Origin of the sequence: Variovorax soli, assembly GCF_031454625.1 — a bacterium.
Lineage (GTDB): Bacteria > Pseudomonadota > Gammaproteobacteria > Burkholderiales > Burkholderiaceae_C > Variovorax > Variovorax soli_A.
Window position 1 is genome coordinate 452,426 of record NZ_JAVDRF010000003.1, and the last position, 18,370, is coordinate 470,795.

Below are 18,370 nucleotides of genomic sequence, written 5' to 3' on the forward strand. Positions count from 1 at the left end.
GCCGCCGGGCCGTTCCCCAAGCGAACATCGCAGCGCACGTCGTGGAGGCGATCCAATGAGCGCGCCGCACGAAGAAGCACCGATGATGACGCTTCGCCAGGCGCTGGCCTGGATTCCCGGCGCGCGCCTGGTCGGCAATCCGGACGTGGCGGTCTCGCGCGTGCACACCGACACCCGCACCCTGGCGGCCGGCGACCTGTTCGTCGCGCTGAAGGGCGAGCGCTTCGACGCCAACGATTTCCTGGCCGATGCGCGGGCGCATGGCGCGTCCGCGGCCATCGCCCACCGCGGGCTCGAGGCAGCCGGCCTCCCGGGCCTGGAAGTGCCCGACACCCTGGCCGCCCTCGGGGCCCTGGCCGCGGGCTGGCGGTCCCGGTTCGACCTGCCGCTGGTGGCGGTCACCGGCAGCAACGGCAAGACGACGGTCACGCAGATGATCGCCTCCATCCTTCGGGCCGCAGGCGTGGACCGGGCGCTCGCCACCATCGGCAACCTCAACAACGAGATCGGCCTGCCGCTGACCCTGCTGCGCCTGCGCGAGCGCCACCAGCTGGCAGTGGTCGAGCTGGGCATGAACCATCCGGGCGAGATCGCTCGGCTTGCGGCGATCGCGCGTCCCACCATCGGGCTGGTCAACAACGCGCAGCGCGAGCACCAGGAGTTCATGGCCACGGTCGAGGCGGTGGCGCGCGAGAACGGCGCCGTGTTCGCCGCCCTGCCGGACAACGGCACCGCCGTCTTCCCCTACGGCGACGCCTTCAGTGCGCTGTGGAACGAGATGGCGCACGAGGGCGCGCCGCGGCGCTGCCTGAGCTTCGGCGAGCAGCCCGACGCCGACATCGCGCTCGGGCGTGCCGAGTGGAAGCATGGCGCCTGGCACTTCGAGGCCCGCACGCCGCTCGGTGAGATCCGGTCCACCCTGCGCATTGCCGGGCGCCATAACGTGGTGAACGCGCTGGCGGCCGTCGCCTGCGCACTGGCCTGCGGGGTGTCGGTGGAGAAGATCGCCGAAGGCCTCGCCGCCTTCGAGCCGGTCAAGGGTCGCTCGCGGGCGAGCGAGCTGCTGCTGGCGGACGGCCGGGCCATCACCGTGGTCGACGACACCTACAACGCCAATCCCGATTCCGTGCGCGCCGCCGTCGACGTGCTCAGCGGCCTGCCGGGTCCGCGCCTGCTGGTGCTGGGCGACATGGGCGAAGTCGGCGACCGCGGCCCGCAATTCCACGCCGAGGTCGGTGCCTGGGCGGCCGAGCGCGGCATCGAGTCGCTGTTCGCCCTGGGCGACGCATCGATGCACGCCGCCACCGCCTTCACGCGTGCCGGCGGGGCGGATGCGCGCCACTTCGGCGACATCGCTGCGCTCGATGCCGCGGTGCTCGCGCAGCTGCCGCGCATCGCCAGCGTGCTGGTCAAGGGCTCGCGCTTCATGCGGATGGAGCGCGTGGTCAACGCCATCGCCTCCGCTTCGGCACCTCGGAACAACGACAACAACAAGGAGGGCCGGCCGTGATCCATGTGCCGTGCGCGTTCGCACCATGCTGATGAGTCTCGCCCAATGGCTGCAGACGCTCTCGCCGGAACTCGGCTTCCTGCGCGTCTTCCAGTACCTCACCTTCCGCGCGCTGATGGCGGCACTGAGCGCGCTGCTGCTCGGGCTGGGTGCCGGGCCGTACGTGATCCGCCGGCTGGCGGCGCTCAAGATCGGCCAGCCGGTGCGCGGCTATGCCATGGAGACGCACCTGAGCAAGAGCGGCACGCCAACCATGGGCGGCGTGCTGGTGCTGTTCTCGATCGCCTTCGCGACCTTCCTGTGGTTCGACCTGTCGAACCGCTTCGTGTGGATCGTGCTGTGGGTCACGCTCGGCTTCGGCACGATCGGCTGGGTCGACGACTGGCGCAAGGTGGTGCGCAAGGACCCGGAGGGCATGCGCTCGCGCGAGAAGTACATCTGGCAGTCGGTGGTCGGCCTGGTCGCGGCCGTCTACCTGCTCTTCAGCATCTCCGAAAGCTCCAACTGGCGCGTGCTCGAACTGTTCTACGCCTGGGTGGGCTCGGGCTTCGCGCTGGACTTCCCGCCCAAGATCAACCTGCTGGTGCCCTTCTTCAAGGAAGTGAGCTATCCGCTCGGCGGCATCGGCTTCGTGATCCTCACCTACCTGGTGATCGTGGGCGCCAGCAACGCGGTGAACCTCACCGACGGCCTCGACGGCCTGGCGATCATGCCGGTGGTGATGGTCGGCTCCGCCCTGGGCGTGTTCGCCTACGTGACCGGCAGCGCGGTGTATTCGCGCTACCTGCTGTTCCCGCACATCCCGGGCTCGGGCGAGCTGCTGGTGTTCTGCTCGGCGATGGCCGGTGCGGGCCTGGCCTTCCTCTGGTTCAACACCCATCCGGCGCAGGTCTTCATGGGTGACGTCGGTGCGCTCGCGCTGGGCGGCGCGCTCGGCACCATCGCCGTCATCGTGCGCCAGGAGATCGTGTTCTTCGTCATGGGCGGCATCTTCGTGGTCGAGGCGATCTCGGTGATGGCGCAGGTGACCTACTTCAAGTACACCAAGAAGCGCTTCGGTGAAGGGCGGCGCGTGCTCAAGATGGCGCCGCTGCACCACCACTTCGAGAAGAGCGGCTGGCGCGAGACGCAGGTCGTGGTGCGCTTCTGGATCATCACCATGCTGCTGTGCCTGGTGGGCCTGTCGACCCTGAAGCTGCGGTGACGTCGATGCGGCATCTTCAAGACCAACACGTGCTGATCCTGGGCCTGGGCGCCTCGGGCCTGGCCATGGCGCGCTGGTGCGCGCGCCATGGAGCGAAGCTCACGGTGGCCGACACCCGCGAGGCGCCGCCGCAGCTCGAAGCGCTGCGCGCCGAGCTGCCCGATGCGGTCTTCATCGGCGGCCCCTTCTCGGCTGCGCTGGTCGAAGGCACGGGGGTGCGCGCGGTGTACCGCTCGCCGGGCTTGTCGCCGGCCTCGGTGGCCGTCGTGGTCGACGCTGCCAGGGCCGTGGGCCTGCCCGTGGGCGGCGAACTGGACCTCTTCGCGCGCGCGCTGGCGGATCTGCGCGTGGCCAAGCGCGCGGAGGACGCCGTGCCGTCGGCCGAGCCGGAAGCGGCGCAAACGGCGGCGGCGATGCCGCAGACCGCCGCCACGCCGGAAGCGCCGTCTGCCGAGGAGACCGCGGCCGCCAACGAGCCGCAGCTCGTCCCCGCGCCGGACCCCGTCGCCGTCGATGACGATGACGATGCCGAGGCCCCGCCGCCCCCGGCCGAGCCCGTTCCGCCGGCCCCCCAGGGCTACCAGCCCGCCGTGCTGGCCGTGACCGGCACCAACGGCAAGACCACCGTCACTGCGCTGACCGGCCAGCTGGTCGCGCGCGCCGGCAAGACGGTCGCCACGGCAGGCAACATCGGGCCCACCTTGCTCGACACGCTGGCCGCGCACATCGACGCCGGCACCCTGCCCGAGGTGTGGGTGCTCGAGCTCTCCAGTTTCCAGCTCGATGGCGTTCAGGGCTTCGAGCCGACCGCTGCCACCGTGCTGAACGTGACGCAGGACCACCTCGACTGGCATGGCGACATGGCCGCCTATGCCGCTGCCAAGGCGCGCATCTTCGGCAGCAAGAGCACCATGGTGCTCAACCGCGAGGACGAGGTGGTGATGGCGATGAGCGGCGCCGGGACGTCCCAAGCCGCAAAGGCCCTCTCCGGGAGCAGCGACGAAGCGTCGGCGCGAAGCGTGGGGAACAGGCGGCCTCCGACCGCCAAGCTGGCCAAGGGCCAGTCGCCGCGCCCGGTCGTGACCTTCGGCGCCGGCATGCCCCTGCGCCCCGGCGACTACGGCATCGAGCGCGTCCACGGCATGGCCTGGCTGGTGCGCGCCCTCGAAGCCGACGAAACGCAGAAGCGCAAGCGCGGCGCCGCGGTCGAGGAGGAAGAGATCCACATCCAGCGCCTGATGCCGGCCGACGCGCTGCGCATCCGCGGCCGGCACAACGCGCTCAACGCATTGGCCGCGCTCGCGCTCGCCACGGCCGCGGGTTGTCAGCTCGGGCCCATGCTCTACGGCCTGCGCGAATACCGCGGCGAGCCGCACCGCGTGGAGCCGATCGCCATCGTGGACGAGGTCGAGTACTTCGACGACAGCAAAGGCACGAACGTCGGCGCGACCGTCGCCGCGCTGAGCGGCCTGGGCGAGGAGCGCCGCGTGGTCGTGATCCTCGGCGGCGAAGGCAAGGGCCAGGATTTCGCGCCGCTGGCCGCGCCGGTGCGTCAGTACGCACGCGCCGTGGTGCTGATCGGCCGCGATGCGCCGTTGATCGAGGCGGCGCTCGCGTCCGCCGGCGTGCCGCTGCTGCACGCCGCGTCGATGCAAGAAGCCGTCAAGCTCGCGGCCGCGCAGGCCCGGCCGGGCGATGCGGTGCTGCTGTCGCCGGCCTGCGCCAGCTTCGACATGTTCAAGGACTACGCGCACCGGGCCGCGGTGTTCTGCGAGGCCGTGCAGGACTGGGCCGAGTCGCCGCGCGGCGCAGGCGTCGATGCCGGCCTGCCGGAGGGGGGCGCATGAGCCGCCGCCTGGCCGCTCCGAAGGGGGCTCGCACCGCAGCGCGCAGCGCGGAGGTCGCCCTATGAGCGCGAACGCCGCCGCCACGCCCAACAAGCGCCCCGTCTTCTGGCAAGGCTGGTTCAGCCGCGCCAAGAGCGGCATGGACGCCTTGCCCATGCACCTGCCGGTGCGCCTGGGCAATGCCGGCATGACGCAGACCAAGGCCGCGCCGGTGCGCGTGCTCGGCTTCGACCAGGCGCTGGCCTGGGTGACCGTCGCGCTGCTGGCCTGGGGGCTGGTGATGGTCTACTCGGCCTCCATCGCGCTGCCCGACAACCCGCGCTTCGCACGCGCCGGCTACAGCGCCAGCTACTTCCTGACACGGCACATCGCCTCGATCGTGATCGCCTTCGTCGCGGCGCTGCTGGCCTTCCAGGTGCCGATGCGCACCTGGGAGCGCGCCGCGCCCTGGCTCTTCGTGGCTTCGCTGCTGCTGCTGATGGCGGTGCTGATCCCGCACATCGGCATCAACGTCAACGGCGCGCGCCGCTGGCTGCCGATGGGCTTCATGCGCTTCCAGCCTTCGGAGCTGGCGAAGCTCGCGATGATCCTCTACGCCGCCAGCTACATGGTGCGCAAGATGGAGATCAAGGAGCGCTTCTTCCGCGCCGTGCTGCCCATGGGCGTCGCGGTGGTGGTGGTCGGCATGCTGGTGATGGCCGAGCCCGACATGGGCGCGTTCATGGTGATCGCCGTGATCGCGATGGGCATCCTGTTCCTCGGCGGCGTCAACGCGCGCATGTTCTTCCTGATCGCGGCGCTGGTGGTGGTGGCTTTCGGCACCATCGTGGCCAGCAGTCCATGGCGGCGCGAGCGCATCTTCGCCTACCTGGACCCGTGGAGCGAGGAGCACGCGCTGGGCAAGGGCTACCAGCTCTCGCATTCGCTGATCGCCATCGGCCGCGGCGAGATCTTCGGCGTCGGACTGGGCGGCAGCGTCGAGAAGCTGCACTGGCTGCCCGAGGCGCACACCGACTTCCTGATGGCGGTGATCGGCGAGGAGTTCGGGCTGGTCGGCGTGCTTCTGGCCATCGCCCTGTTCCTCTGGCTCACCCGCCGCATCATGCACATAGGCCGCCAGGCCATCGCATTGGACCGCGTCTTCGCCGGCCTGGTGGCACAGGGCGTCGGCATCTGGATCGGCTTCCAGACCTTCATCAACATGGGCGTGAACCTGGGTGCGCTGCCGACCAAGGGACTGACGCTGCCGCTGATGAGCTTCGGCGGCTCGGCCATCCTGATGAACGTCATCGCGCTGGCAGTGGTGCTGCGCATCGATTACGAGAACCGGGTTCTCATGCGTGGAGGCCGCGTATGAGCGCCGCGCAGGGCCGCCTCACCAGGACCGCGCTCGTCATGGCAGGCGGCACGGGCGGCCACATCTTCCCGGGCCTGGCCGTGGCCGAGGCCCTGCGAGAGCGTGGCTGGCGCGTGCACTGGCTGGGCGCGCCGGGCAGCATGGAAGAGAAGCTGGTGCCGCCGCGCGGCTTCGCCTTCGAACCCGTGCAGTTCGGCGGCGTGCGCGGCAAGGGGCCGATCACGCTGGCCCTGCTGCCCATGCGCCTGCTGCGCGCCTTCTGGCAGAGCCTGGCCGTGGTGCGCCGCGTGCGGCCGGACGTGGTGCTGGGACTCGGCGGCTACATCACTTTTCCCGGCGGCATGATGAGCGTGCTGCTCAACAAGCCGCTGGTGCTGCACGAGCAGAACTCGGTGGCCGGGCTCGCCAACAAGATCCTGGCCGGCGTCGCCGACCGCGTCTACACCGCCTTCCCGAACGTGATGAAGAAGGCGCAATGGATTGGCAATCCGCTGCGCGCGGCCTTCCTGGCGCAGCCCGATCCGGCCGCGCGCTTCGCCGGCCGCAGCGGCCCGCTCAAGCTGCTGGTGGTGGGCGGCAGCCTGGGCGCCAAGGCGCTCAATGCGGTGGTGCCGAGGGCCCTGGCACGCATCGCGCCGGAGCAGCGTCCGAGCGTCACCCACCAGAGCGGCGCCAGGCAGATCGACGAGCTGCGCGCCAACTACGCCGCCGCCGGCGTCGAAGGCGAGCTCACCCCCTTCATCGAAGACACCGCGCGCGCCTATGCCGACGCCGACCTGATCGTCGCGCGCGCCGGCGCGAGCACCGTCACCGAGATCGCGGCCGTCGGCGCGGCTGCGCTGTTCGTGCCTTTCCCTTCCGCCGTGGACGACCACCAGACCACCAACGCCCGCTTCCTGGTCGACGCGGGCGGCGGCTGGCTCGTTCAACAAACAGAACTGACGCCCGAATTGCTGGCCGATTTGCTACAGAAGACCGGGCGCCCCGCGCTCATGGAACGCGCCGTGAAGGCCAAGACGATGCAGAAGACCCAGGCCGTCGAGGTCATGGTGCAGGCTTGCGAGGAGCTGGTCGATGCTCCGGCGACTGGAGGCCGTGTATGAAGCATGCCATCAGGCACATCCACTTCGTCGGCGTGGGCGGCTCCGGCATGAGCGGCATCGCCGAGGTGCTGCTCAACCTGGGCTACCGGATCACCGGCTCCGACCTGGCCGACAGCGCCACGCTCAAGCGGCTCGCAGGCCTGGGCATCGGCACCTTCGTGGGCCACGACGCGTCGCATATCGCCGGTGCCGACGCGGTCGTCACCTCCACCGCCGTGCATGCCGGCAACCCCGAGGTGGTGGCGGCGCGCGAGAAGCGCATTCCCGTGGTGCCGCGCGCGCTGATGCTGGCCGAGCTGATGCGTCTCAAGCAGGGCGTGGCCATTGCCGGCACGCACGGCAAGACCACCACCACCAGCCTGGTGGCGAGCGTGCTGGCCGCCGCCGGGCTGGACCCGACCTTCGTCATCGGCGGCCGGCTCAACAGCGCCGGCGCCAATGCGCAGCTGGGCAGCGGCGACTACATCGTGGTGGAGGCCGACGAATCCGACGCCTCCTTCCTGAATTTGCTGCCGGTCATGGCGGTGGTCACGAACATCGACGCCGACCACATGGAGACCTACGGGCACGACTTCGCAAAGCTCAAGAAGGCCTTTGTCGATTTCCTGCACCGCATGCCCTTCTACGGCGTGGCGATCCTGTGCGTCGACGATCCGGCGGTGCGCGAGATCGTGCCCGAGGTCTCCTGCCCGGTCACCAGCTATGGTTTCCGCGAGGACGCCCAGGTGCGCGCGATCAACGTGCGCGCGGTGGGCCAGCAGATGCACTTCACGGCGCAGCGGCGAAACGGCGTCACGCTGCCCGACCTGGACATCGTGCTCAACCTGCCGGGCGAGCACAACGTGCGCAATGCGCTGGCGGTGATCGCGGTGGCGGTCGAGCTCAACGTGCCCGACGAGGCGGTGCAGCGCGGCCTGGCCGACTTCAAGGGCGTGGGGCGGCGCTTCCAGCGCTACGGCGACGTCAAGCTGCGCGGCGCCCAAGGCCTGGGCAGCTTCACGCTGATCGACGACTACGGCCACCACCCGGTCGAGATGGCGGCCACCATCGCCGCCGCGCGCGGCGCCTTTCCCGGCCGCCGCCTGGTGCTGGCCTTCCAGCCGCACCGCTACACGCGCACGCGCGACTGCTTCGAGGACTTCGTCAAGGTCATCGGCGGCGCCGATGCGGTGCTGCTGGGCGAGGTCTACGCCGCGGGCGAAGCGCCCATCGTGGCGGCCGACGCGCGCTCGCTGGCGCGGGCGATCCGCGTCGCCGGCAAGGTCGAGCCCGTCTTCGTCGACGACATCGCCGCCATGCCGCAGGCGATCCTGGACAACGCCCGCGACGGCGACGTCGTGATCTGCATGGGCGCGGGCTCCATCGGCGCCGTGCCGGCCAGGGTGGTCGAGCAGGGCGGTTCTGTTTCTACCGGGCACGCCATGGGCGAAGGGAGGTCCCAGTGAACCCGCAGGACTTCGGCAAGGTTGCGGTGCTGTTCGGCGGCACCTCGGCGGAGCGAGAGATTTCCATCATGTCGGGCACCGGCGTGCTCGAGGCGCTGCGCTCGCGCGGCGTCGATGCGCATGCCTTCGATCCGGCCGAGCGCGAGCTGGTCGAGCTCAAGCACGAGGGCTTCGCGCGTTGCTTCGTGGTGCTGCACGGCCGCCACGGCGAGGACGGCACGGTGCAAGGCGCGCTGGAGCTGCTGGGCATTCCCTACACCGGCTCGGGCGTCATGGCCTCGGCCGTGGCCATGGACAAGGTCATGACCAAGCGCATCTGGCAGGCCGACGGCCTGCCCACGCCGCGCTATGTGCGCCTGGCCTTCGACCAGCAGAGCCGCGAGCAGATCATGGCCGTGCCCGACGTACTGGGCCTGCCGCTGATCGTCAAGCCGCCGCGCGAGGGCTCCTCCATCGGCGTGACCAAGGTCCAGGGCCCGAACGACGTGGACAGGCAGATGCAGGACGCGGTGGCCCTGGCCGTGCGCTATGACACCGACGTCCTGTGCGAGGAGTTCATCGAGGGCGAGGAGGTCACCTGCGCCGTGCTGGGCAGCGGGCTGAATGCGCAGGCGCTGCCGGTGGTGCGCATCGCCGCGCCCGAGGGCGCCTACGACTACCAGAACAAGTACTTCACCGACGATGTGAAGTACCACTGCCCGAGCGGCCTGCCGGAGGCGGAGGAGCAGGAGATCCGGCGCATCTCGCTGGCGGCCTACCACCAGCTCGGCTGCCGCGGCTGGGGCCGCGCCGACCTGATGATCCGCGCCAGCGACCGCAAGCCCTTCCTGCTGGAAATGAACACCTCGCCGGGCATGACCAGCCATTCGCTGGTGCCGATGTCGGCGCGCGCGGCGGGCATCTCCTACGAGGATTTGTGCCTGCGCGTGCTGGCCTCTGCCACGCTCGACTCGAAGGCGGAGGTCTAGTGGCCGATAGCATCCCCGTGCCCTTCGACGTCAAGCTCATGAACGTGACCGCGACCCTGGTGTACGCGTTGTTCGCGCTCGTGCTGCTGGCGGCGGGTGCCTGGTGGGTGCTGCGCCAGCCCTTCTTCCCGCTCGCCGGTATCAAGGTCGATGGCGAGGTGACGCACAACAACGCGGTCACGCTGCGCGCCAACGTCGCGCCGCAGCTGGCGGGCAACTTCTTCACCGTCGACCTGGCCAAGGCGCGCGCTGCCTTCGAATCCGTGCCCTGGGTGCGCAAGGCAGTGGTGCGGCGCGAGTTCCCCAACAAGCTGCGCGCGACGCTGACCGAGCACGTGCCGGTCGCGCACTGGGGCGACGAGGCCGAGTCGCGGCTGATCAACGGCTTCGGCGAAGTCTTCGATGCGAACGTCGCGGAGGTCGACGACGACCTGCCGAGCCTCAGCGGTCCGCCCGAGCAGGCCAGCCAGGTGCTGGGCATGTACCGCGTGCTCCAGCCGCTGTTCGCGCCCTACGAGCTGGCGATCGATCAGCTGAAGCTGTCGAGCCGCGGCAGCTGGAGCGTGGTGCTCGATAGCGGCGCCGTGCTCGAACTGGGCCGCGGACGCAGCGAGGAAGTGGCGGCCCGCACGCAGCGCTTCCTGGTCACGGTCGCCCCGGTCGCCAGGCAATACGGGCGCACCGTCGCCGCCGTCGAGGGCGCCGACCTGCGGCACAACGAAGGCTATGCATTGCGGCTGCGCGGCGTCACCACGGTCACCACAGAGCCGCCACCACCCAGGAAGAAATAGAGAGCAGAGGAACTTCATGTCCAAGGAATACAAAGACCTGGTCGTCGGACTCGATATCGGCACCGCCAAGGTGATGGCGGTGGTGGCCGAGGTGCTGCCGACCGGCGAGCTCAAGCTGGCGGGGCTCGGCATCGCGCCCAGCAACGGGCTGAAGCGCGGCGTGGTGGTCAACATCGACGCCACGGTGCAGAGCATCCAGCAGGCGCTCAAGGAAGCGGAGCTGATGGCCGACTGCAAGATCAGCCGCGTCTACACCGGCATCACGGGCAGCCACATCCGCGGCATCAATTCGAGCGGCATGGTCGCGGTCAAGGACAAGGAAGTCACGCAGGCCGACGTGGCGCGCGTGGTGGAGACCGCACGCGCGATCAACATCTCCAGCGACCAGCGCCTGCTGCTGGTGGAGCCGCAGGAGTTCGTGATCGACGGCCAGGACGTGAAGGAGCCGATCGGCATGAGCGGCATGCGGCTCGAAGCCAAGGTGCACATCGTGACCGGCGCCCAGAGCGCGGCCGAGAACATCATCAAGTGCGTGCGCCGCTGCGGCCTGGAAGTCGACCAGCTGATGCTGAACCCGCTGGCCTCCAGCCAGGCGGTGCTGACCGAGGACGAGCGCGAGCTGGGCGTGGTGCTGGTCGACATCGGCGCCGGCACCACCGACGTGGCGATCTTCACCAATGGCGCGATCCGCCACACGGCGGTGATCCCGATCGCCGGCGATCTCATCACCAGCGACATCGCGATGGCGCTGCGCACGCCCACCAAGGACGCCGAGGACATCAAGGTCGAGAACGGCTATGCCAAGCAGCTGCTGGCCGACCCGGAGACGCAGGTCGAGGTGCCCGGCCTGGGCGACCGCGGCCCGCGCATGCTCAGCAAGCAGGCGCTGGCCGGCGTGATCGAGCCGCGCGTGGAAGAGATCTTCTCGCTGGTCCAGCAGGTGGTGCGCGAGTCGGGCTACGAGGAGGTGCTGTCCTCCGGCGTCGTGCTGACCGGCGGCAGCGCCGTGATGCCGGGCATGGTCGAGCTGGGCGAGGACATCTTCCTGAAGCCGGTGCGCCGCGGCATTCCCAAGTACTCGAGCGCGCTGTCGGACATGGTCGCGCAGCCGCGTGCCGCGACCGTGATGGGCCTGCTCGAGGAGGCGCGCTATGCACGGCTGCGCGGCTTCAAGGTCGCGCAGAAGAACGGGTCGGTGAAGACCGCCTTCGGGCGCTTCAAGGACTTCATCGTGGGGAACTTCTGACGATGAACAGCACACCACTTTGGCTCGTGCGGGGCAGTCCCCCTCGGCATTTCAACGAACGATGGCGGCGCACCGGACCGCCTGGGGAGCGAAGACAGTGACCCTCAAAACAACCCATTCGTACAAACAAGGCAACTGCAAATTGAAGGAGTCAGAAATGGCCATCGAAATGATCGAGATCGAAGAGTTCAACCAGGGCACCCAGATCAAGGTGATCGGCGTGGGCGGCGGCGGCGGCAACGCCGTCTCGCACATGATCGAACGCCGCGTCCAGGGGGTCGAGTTCATCTGCGCGAACACCGATGCGCAGGCGCTCCAGCGCAGCAACGCGCACAAGACCATCCAGCTCGGCACCAACGGCCTGGGCGCGGGCAGCAAGCCCGAGAAAGGCCGCGATGCGGCCGAGGCGGCGGTCGACGACATCCGCGGCGCCATCAACGGCGCCCACATGCTGTTCATCACCGCCGGCATGGGCGGCGGCACCGGCACCGGCGCGGCGCCCGTGATCGCGCGCGTGGCCAAGGAGATGGGCATCCTCACGGTGGGCGTGGTGACCAAGCCCTTCGACTGGGAAGGCGGCCGCCGCATGACCAACGCCGACGCCGGCCTGGCCGAGCTGGAGGCGAACGTCGACTCGCTGATCGTCGTGCTCAACGAGAAGCTGCTCGACGTGCTGGGGGAGGACGTCACGCAGGACGAGGCCTTCGCGCACGCCAACGACGTGCTGAAGAACGCGGTCGGCGGCATCTCCGAGATCATCAACGAGTACGGCGGCGTGAACGTCGACTTCGAGGATGTGCGCACCGTGATGGGCGAGCCCGGCAAGGCCATGATGGGCACGGCCGCGGCCTCGGGCCCCGACCGCGCGCGCATCGCGGCCGAGCAGGCGGTGGCCTGCCCGCTGCTCGAAGGCATCGACCTCTCGGGCGCCAAGGGCGTGCTGGTGCTGGTGACGGCCTCGAAGGGCTCGCTGAAGCTGAGCGAGTCGAAGCTGGCGATGACCACCATCCGCGCCTTCGCGGCGGAAGATGCGCACGTGATCTACGGTGCCGCCTACGACGACAGCCTGGGCGACGAGATGCGCGTGACCGTGGTCGCCACCGGCCTGTCGCGCGAGGAAGCGCGCCGCCAGGCACCGACGCTGGAAGTGATCCGCACCGGCACCGACAACATCCCGTTCAGTGTGCCGACGCTCGGCGGCACGGTGCAGGGCCACCCCAGCCAGCCCAACTACGACGGCATGGCCGTGCCCAGCGTGTGGCGCACCAACCGCACCATGGCCGCGGCCAAGGTGGATGCGCTGTCGACGGGCGGGATGGACGACATCGAGATCCCCGCTTTCCTGCGCAGGCAGGCCGATTGATGGCGCGTAGAGCGGTTGCGCGGCCCGATCCATCATCGTGATCCCAAGATGACGGCTATAGCGGAGATAGCGAGGCGCACGGCGCGCCGGATGCCTCGCGCTCCTAAAATCGCTGCCGTGCTCCAGCAACGAACCCTCAAATCCATCACCCGCGCCGTGGGCGTGGGGCTGCACAGCGGCCAGCGTGTCGAACTGACGCTCAGGCCGGCGCCGGTCGATGCGGGCATCGTGTTCCGCCGCATCGACCTGCCCGAGCCGGTCCAGATCCCGATGCGGGCCGAGGCCGTGACCGACACGCGGCTGGCTTCCACCGTGTCCACCAACGGCGCCAAGGTGCAGACCGTCGAGCACCTGATGTCGGCCTGCGCGGGCCTGGGCATCGACAACCTGATGATCGACATCACGGCCGACGAGGTGCCGATCCTCGACGGTTCCGCATCGTCCTTCGTGTTCCTGCTGCAGAGCGCGGGCATCGAGCTGCAGAACGCGCCGCGCCGCTTCATCCGCGTCACGCGGCCGGTCGAGGTGCGCGAGGGCGAGGGCCACGATCTCAAATGGGCGCGGCTCGTGCCCTACCACGGCTACAAGCTGAGCTTCGAGATCGATTTCGACCACCGCGTGGTCAACGCCAGCGGCCAGCGCTTCGAATTCGACCTGGGCTCGGGCTCCTACAGCCGCGACATCGCGCGCGCACGCACCTTCGGCTTCACCAAGGAAGTCGAATACATGCGCTCCAAGGGCCTGGCGCTGGGCGGCGGGCTCGACAACGCCATCGTGATGGACGACACGAAGGTGCTCAATGCCGGCGGGTTGCGCTACGACGACGAGTTCGTCAAGCACAAGATCCTCGACGCCATGGGCGACCTCTACGTCATCGGCCGCCCGCTGCTCGCGGCCTACAGCGCCTTCCGGTCGGGCCATGGGCTCAACAACAAGCTGCTGCGCGAGCTGCTGGCCCAGAAGGACGCCTACGAGATCGTCAGCTTCGACGACCAGCGGCAGGCGCCGGCCGGCTTCGCCGAAGTCGCGCGGGCCTGGTAGGCGCGACGAGCCGCGATGCTGCTGTTCCGCTGGGCCATCCTGCTGCTCCTGCTGGTGGCCGGCGCTTCTTTCGCCTTCTATGCCGGGACCGGCCAGCCCAAGTACAAGCGCTTCGGCTGGATCGTGCTCAAGTGGACGCTGCTGGCGGCCTTCGGCTTCTTCGCGGTGCTGATCGCCGAGCGGGTGCTCTGAAGGCTCGATCTCCGCATTCAGCAGCCACTGCTAGCGCGTCCGCCCCTTCCGATACATGCCGCTGGTGCTGCGCGTCAGCACCGCGGCCTGCCCGATCCGCGCCATGGAGCTGCCGACGTGCGCATGGGTGATCGCGATGCCCAGCGCGTCGGCCGCATCGCTGCCGGGCACGCCGGGCAGCGACAGCAGTCGCCGCACCATCTCCTGCACTTGCGCCTTCGCGGCGCGGCCATGGCCGGCGACGGCCTGCTTCATTTGCAGCGCCGTGTACTCGGCCACCGGCAGCGCGTGGGTCACCAGCGCCGTGAGACAGGCGCCGCGCGCCTGGCCGAGCAGCAGCGTGGATTGCGGATTGACGTTCACGAACACGATCTCGACCGCCGCCGCGTCGGGCTTGTAGCGCGCCACGATCTCGCCGATGCCGTCGTACAGCACCTTGAGCCGCGCCGGGAGCTCGCCCTGAACCACGCTTCGGGTGCTGATGGTGCCGCTGGCGACGTAACGCAGCGCATGGCCTTCCATGTCGACCACGCCGAAACCGGTGGTCTGCAGGCCGGGGTCGATGCCGAGAATGCGCATGCGGGTCCGTGCCTCAGGCGCCGAAATACCAGCGCACCGAATGGAAGAACACGGGCGCCGCGAAGCACAGTGCATCGACGCGGTCGAGCAGGCCGTTGGCACCCGTCACGCCCACGCCGCGGCGGCCCCAGTTGGGAATGCCGCGGTCGCGCTTGAGCGCCTTCATCACCAGGTGGCCCATGGAGCCGGCCACGCAGGCGAGCAGCGAGACGGCCAGCGCCTGGCCGAAGCGAAAGGGCGTGATGAAGGAGAACAGCGCGCCCACCACGCTGGCGATGGCCATGCCGATGGCCCAGCTGCGCCAGTTGAAGCTGCGGCTCACGTGCGGCGCGGCAGGCGCGTCCCTGAAGAGCCAGTGGCCGACGCGCTTGAGGTGCGCCCCGGATGCGCCGGCGTCCTCCGCTGCCGCCTTTTCTTCTTCGCCGGGCAGGCTCCCGCGCCGCGCGATCAGATGCTGCACCAGCACGCAGGTTTGCACCACGAACACCAGGAAGAACACGAGGAAGGCGCTCTTGCCTTCGTAGCCCGGAAAGGAGAGCAGCAGCAGCGCCGGCACATGGCTCATGCCGTAGACGCAGACCATGATGCCCCATTGCAGCTTGGCGTTGCGCTCGAGAAAGTGGTTCGGATCGTCGGCCAGAGCGCTCACCACCGGAATGGCGAGGAAGACATAGACCGGAATGAACACGGTGAAGAGGTCGAAGCGTGCCGTCGCCACCAGCCAGAACTGGATCGGCAGCACGATGAAGAAGGCCAGGATCAGGCTGCGGTGATCGCCGCGCCGCGTCGGCGACAGCGTGATGAACTCGCGCAGGGTGAAGAAGGAGATCAGCGCGAACAGCACGGTGGCCACGGTCTCGCCCAGGGCCCAGCCGATCCAGAAGATCACCGCCATGAACCAGGTGGTGCCCAGCAGCCGCCGGAAATGCGCAAGCTCGCGTTGCCACCGCTCGTCGCCCCGGGGATTGCGGCGCTCGCGAAAGGTCAGCAGGAACGCCGCGGTGCTCACGACCACGAGCAGGCCGAAGACGATGAAGAACAGTGCCGCGACCTGCTGCGTCGGCGAGAGCTGGCGAAGGTATTCGTTCATACGTGACGCAATGCGATCACCGCTTCGCGGGCGCGATCGAGGAAGGGGCGGCGCTCTTCGCCGTCCTCGAGGCGGATCGGCTCGCCGAAGGTGACCGAGCAGAGGATGGGCACGGGCACCACCTCGCCCTTGGGCATCACGCGCTGCACGTTGTCGATCCAGGCCGGCACCAGCACCGCCTCGGGGAACATCTGCGCCAGCGTGAAGAGGCCCGACTTGAATTTCTGCGGCTCGCCGGTGTGGCCGCGCGTGCCCTCGGGGAAGATGATGATCGAGTCGCCGCTTTGCAGCGCCTCGATCAGCGGCTGCAGCGGCACCAGCGCTTCGGCGCTGCCCGGCTGCGGCGAGGGCGGGGGATCGGCCGGCGGCGATGCCGGTTGTGATGCAAGTGGCAGCTCCCGTTGCAGGGCGTCGACCTGCATCGCCTCCTCGAACATGGGCTCGATGCGCTCGCGGGACGCGGCCGGCACAGGGGCGGCTGCGGGTACGGGGGCGCTGCCGCCGCGCTCCACGTAGATCGCGTTGAACACTTCGGTCGTGATCCAGCGCTTGAAAGGCGTCGTGGCCCAGTAGTCGCGCGCCGCGATCGGCCGCGTGATGCTGCGCAGCTCCTCGGGAAGCGCGGCCCAGATCATCACCAGGTCGAGGTGGCTTTGATGGTTGGCGAAGTAGATGCGCTGCTCGGCCTTGGGCGGGCAGCCCCACCAGCGCGCCTGCGCACCGGTGAGGAGCCGGATCAGGCCCAGCAGCACCCACCCCGTGAACTTTGCAAGCATGGCGGCGATGATACGGGCGGCGCATGCAGGTTTTTCTCCTCACGCGACCGAAGAGGGCACGCGAATCCGTTATGATTTGCACCCTTCAAACGCGGGAATAGCTCAGTTGGTAGAGCGCAACCTTGCCAAGGTTGAGGTCGAGAGTTCGAGACTCTTTTCCCGCTCCAGATTTCCCCCTCCAGCCCCAGCGCTGTCTTGACGAATCAAGGCAGATCGGCCGACGGCATGCGCGCCGCGATGGTGGCCGCGCGGCCTGCAAGATAGGCCGATTGGGGGCGCCGCTCGAAGAACTTCGGGCTGGGCAGCATCACCGCGAGTCGCGCCGCCTCGTTCGCACCGAGCCGCGAAGCGGGCTTCTTGAAGTAGTGCTGCGCGGCTGCCTCGGCGCCGAAGATGCCTTCGCCCCACTCCACGTTGTTGAGGTAGATCTCGAGGATGCGTTCCTTGTCCAGCAGCAGCTCCAGCGCGACGGCGAGCAGCAGTTCCTGGCCTTTGCGCAGCAGCGTGCGCTCGCCCGACAGCAGGAGGTTCTTCGCCAGTTGCTGGGTGATGGTCGAGCCGCCGCGCAACTGGACCGGGCGCGGCTCCTTGCCGCGTGCGCGCATTTGCGCCGCGCGCCGGGCCGCGATCTGCTCGGCCTTCGCATTGCGCTGGCGCGCGCGCTCGATCGCTTCCCACTCGACGCCGTTGTGATAGACGAATTCGCCGTCTTCGCTCGCGATGACCGCGCGCTTCAGGCTGTCGGCGATCTGCGCGTACGGAACCCATTCCTGCTTCCAATCCTCGAAGCGCCCACGTTCCCCACCGGCCTGTCCTCGCTGCCCGCCGTGAGGGCGCTCGCCGTTGCTGCGCCCTTCTGTCGCGAGCTGCCAGGCCTCCGAGCGCTGGAAGGCGGTGGACTGCGGATCGATCACCGCCATCGCTGCAATGCGGCCGATGAAGAAGACTTCGAGCGCGACCGCTGCGAACAGCAGGCACAGCACCCAGCGCAGCAGGGCCTTCACTTGCCTTCGACCAGCGCGCGCAGTTCGGCCAGCACCTGCGACGAAGGGGGCCGCACGCCGCGCCAGAGGGCGAAGGACTCGGCCGCCTGCTCGACCAGCATGCCGAGCCCGTCGCGCGGCACGGCACCGTGCGCGCGTGCCCAGTCCATGAAGCCCGCGGCGGCCGGCCCGTACATCATGTCGACGGCCAGTGCGCCGTGGCGGAGCACGCGGGCCGCCACCGGCACCTCGCCGCCGGCGAGGCTGGAGGCGGTGCCGTTCACCAGCACGTCGAATTCGCCCGGCACCGACGGCAGGGCATGCGCCTCCAGCGTGATGCCGTGCTGCAGCGCGAGCGCCGCATGGCGCTGCACCACGGCGATGGCCTTGGACAGCGTGCGGTTGGCCACCACCACGCGGCGCGGGCCGGCCTCCAGCAGCGGGCCCAGAACGCCGGCCGCCGCTCCGCCGGCGCCCAACAGCAGCAGCTCGCTGCCGGCCAGCGCCACGCCGGCATGCAGCGTGATGTCGGCGACGAGCCCGGCACCGTCCGTGTTGTCGCCATGAATGCCGTCGTCGTCGAAGCGGAGGGTGTTGACCGCGCGCGCGAGCATGGCCCGCGGGCTCAGGTGCTGCGCCAGCGCCGCTGCCTCGAACTTGAAGGGCACGGTGACGTTGCAGCCGCGCGCCGTGCCGGTTGTCTCGGCGCGGAAGGCGGCCACCGCGGCCTCGAAGCCGCCCAGCGGCACCAGGCGGCGGCTGTAGTCCAGCGCCTGGCCGGTGAGCTCGGCGAAGCGCGCATGTATCCACGGCGAGCGGCTGTGCTCGACCGGGTTGCCCATTACGCAGTAAAGGTCCATGGCGTCCGGCTCGGA

Annotated in this window: 17 protein-coding genes and 1 tRNA gene; 13 read left to right on the forward strand and 5 right to left on the reverse strand. The window is 69.4% G+C overall.

Translation table 11 applies throughout. From position 1 onward, the window contains the following. Nucleotides 1–55 precede the first annotated feature (55 nt). From J2739_RS09290 to J2739_RS09345, 12 genes are all read left to right on the forward strand, one after another. Entirely contained in the window at nucleotides 56–1,510 is a 1,455-nt protein-coding gene (locus J2739_RS09290) for a UDP-N-acetylmuramoyl-tripeptide--D-alanyl-D-alanine ligase (protein ID WP_309900763.1), read from the forward strand. A gap of 25 nt (nucleotides 1,511–1,535) precedes the next feature. After that, entirely contained in the window at nucleotides 1,536–2,714 is a 1,179-nt protein-coding gene (mraY, locus tag J2739_RS09295) for a phospho-N-acetylmuramoyl-pentapeptide-transferase (RefSeq protein ID WP_309900765.1), read from the forward strand. 5 nt (nucleotides 2,715–2,719) lie between these two features. Then, nucleotides 2,720–4,561: a Mur ligase family protein gene (locus J2739_RS09300; protein ID WP_309900767.1), complete on the forward strand. Its 1,842-nt coding sequence runs from the start codon at nucleotides 2,720–2,722 to the stop codon at nucleotides 4,559–4,561. A 61-nt stretch (nucleotides 4,562–4,622) separates the two neighbouring features. Further along, nucleotides 4,623–5,918, forward strand: a complete 1,296-nt coding sequence (gene ftsW, locus J2739_RS09305; RefSeq protein WP_309900770.1) for a putative lipid II flippase FtsW — start codon at nucleotides 4,623–4,625, stop codon at nucleotides 5,916–5,918. Continuing rightward, entirely contained in the window at nucleotides 5,915–7,021 is a 1,107-nt protein-coding gene (gene murG / locus J2739_RS09310; protein WP_309900772.1) for an undecaprenyldiphospho-muramoylpentapeptide beta-N-acetylglucosaminyltransferase, read from the forward strand. The genes ftsW and murG overlap by 4 nt, the downstream gene beginning before the upstream one ends. After that, nucleotides 7,018–8,466 carry a UDP-N-acetylmuramate--L-alanine ligase gene (gene murC, locus J2739_RS09315; RefSeq protein ID WP_309900774.1) on the forward strand — a complete coding sequence of 483 codons (1,449 nt, stop codon included), beginning with the start codon at nucleotides 7,018–7,020 and terminating at the stop codon, nucleotides 8,464–8,466. Before murG ends, murC begins: the two co-directional genes overlap by 4 nt. Beyond that, the gene (locus tag J2739_RS09320) at nucleotides 8,463–9,434 is read left to right on the forward strand and encodes a D-alanine--D-alanine ligase (RefSeq protein ID WP_309900776.1); all 972 of its coding nucleotides are present in this window, start codon (nucleotides 8,463–8,465) and stop codon (nucleotides 9,432–9,434) included. The genes murC and J2739_RS09320 overlap by 4 nt, the downstream gene beginning before the upstream one ends. Beyond that, the gene (locus J2739_RS09325; protein WP_309900778.1) at nucleotides 9,434–10,225 is read left to right on the forward strand and encodes a cell division protein FtsQ/DivIB; all 792 of its coding nucleotides are present in this window, start codon (nucleotides 9,434–9,436) and stop codon (nucleotides 10,223–10,225) included. The genes J2739_RS09320 and J2739_RS09325 overlap by 1 nt, the downstream gene beginning before the upstream one ends. 16 nt (nucleotides 10,226–10,241) lie before the next feature. Further along, the gene (gene ftsA, locus J2739_RS09330; RefSeq protein WP_162578612.1) at nucleotides 10,242–11,471 is read left to right on the forward strand and encodes a cell division protein FtsA; all 1,230 of its coding nucleotides are present in this window, start codon (nucleotides 10,242–10,244) and stop codon (nucleotides 11,469–11,471) included. A 157-nt stretch (nucleotides 11,472–11,628) separates the two neighbouring features. Then, complete coding sequence (gene ftsZ, locus J2739_RS09335; protein WP_309900780.1) at nucleotides 11,629–12,834, forward strand: cell division protein FtsZ; 1,206 nt, start codon at nucleotides 11,629–11,631, stop codon at nucleotides 12,832–12,834. Between the two features lie 117 nt (nucleotides 12,835–12,951). Next, nucleotides 12,952–13,875, forward strand: coding sequence for a UDP-3-O-acyl-N-acetylglucosamine deacetylase (lpxC, locus tag J2739_RS09340; RefSeq protein WP_309900782.1), 924 nt, complete (start codon nucleotides 12,952–12,954; stop codon nucleotides 13,873–13,875). A gap of 15 nt (nucleotides 13,876–13,890) precedes the next feature. Beyond that, a complete protein-coding gene (locus J2739_RS09345; protein WP_309900784.1) occupies nucleotides 13,891–14,067 on the forward strand; it encodes a hypothetical protein in 177 nt (58 codons plus the stop codon). 30 nt (nucleotides 14,068–14,097) lie between these two features. Here J2739_RS09345 and ruvC read toward each other — a convergent pair whose 3' ends face one another. The 3 genes from ruvC to J2739_RS09360 are packed head-to-tail and all read right to left on the reverse strand — an operon-like array spanning nucleotide 14,098 to nucleotide 16,512. After that, nucleotides 14,098–14,646 (reverse strand): crossover junction endodeoxyribonuclease RuvC, encoded by a 549-nt coding sequence (gene ruvC / locus J2739_RS09350; protein WP_309900786.1) that lies wholly within the window; start codon nucleotides 14,644–14,646, stop codon nucleotides 14,098–14,100. Nucleotides 14,647–14,659: 13 nt separating this feature from the next. After that, nucleotides 14,660–15,736, reverse strand: coding sequence for a phosphatidate cytidylyltransferase (locus tag J2739_RS09355; protein WP_309900788.1), 1,077 nt, complete (start codon nucleotides 15,734–15,736; stop codon nucleotides 14,660–14,662). Then, nucleotides 15,733–16,512 (reverse strand): lysophospholipid acyltransferase family protein, encoded by a 780-nt coding sequence (locus tag J2739_RS09360; RefSeq protein ID WP_309900791.1) that lies wholly within the window; start codon nucleotides 16,510–16,512, stop codon nucleotides 15,733–15,735. Before J2739_RS09360 ends, J2739_RS09355 begins: the two co-directional genes overlap by 4 nt. Before the next feature lie 91 nt (nucleotides 16,513–16,603). On the opposite strand from J2739_RS09360, the gene J2739_RS09365 reads away from it, so the two are divergent. Then, nucleotides 16,604–16,679: transfer RNA gene (locus J2739_RS09365), tRNA-Gly, on the forward strand. 36 nt (nucleotides 16,680–16,715) lie between these two features. Here the strand turns inward: J2739_RS09365 and mtgA are convergent. Both mtgA and aroE read right to left on the reverse strand, forming a co-directional pair. Beyond that, nucleotides 16,716–17,516, reverse strand: coding sequence for a monofunctional biosynthetic peptidoglycan transglycosylase (gene mtgA, locus J2739_RS09370; RefSeq protein ID WP_309900792.1), 801 nt, complete (start codon nucleotides 17,514–17,516; stop codon nucleotides 16,716–16,718). Continuing rightward, nucleotides 17,513–18,355, reverse strand: coding sequence for a shikimate dehydrogenase (gene aroE / locus J2739_RS09375; RefSeq protein ID WP_309900794.1), 843 nt, complete (start codon nucleotides 18,353–18,355; stop codon nucleotides 17,513–17,515). Before aroE ends, mtgA begins: the two co-directional genes overlap by 4 nt. Between the last annotated feature and the right edge of the window lie 15 nt (nucleotides 18,356–18,370).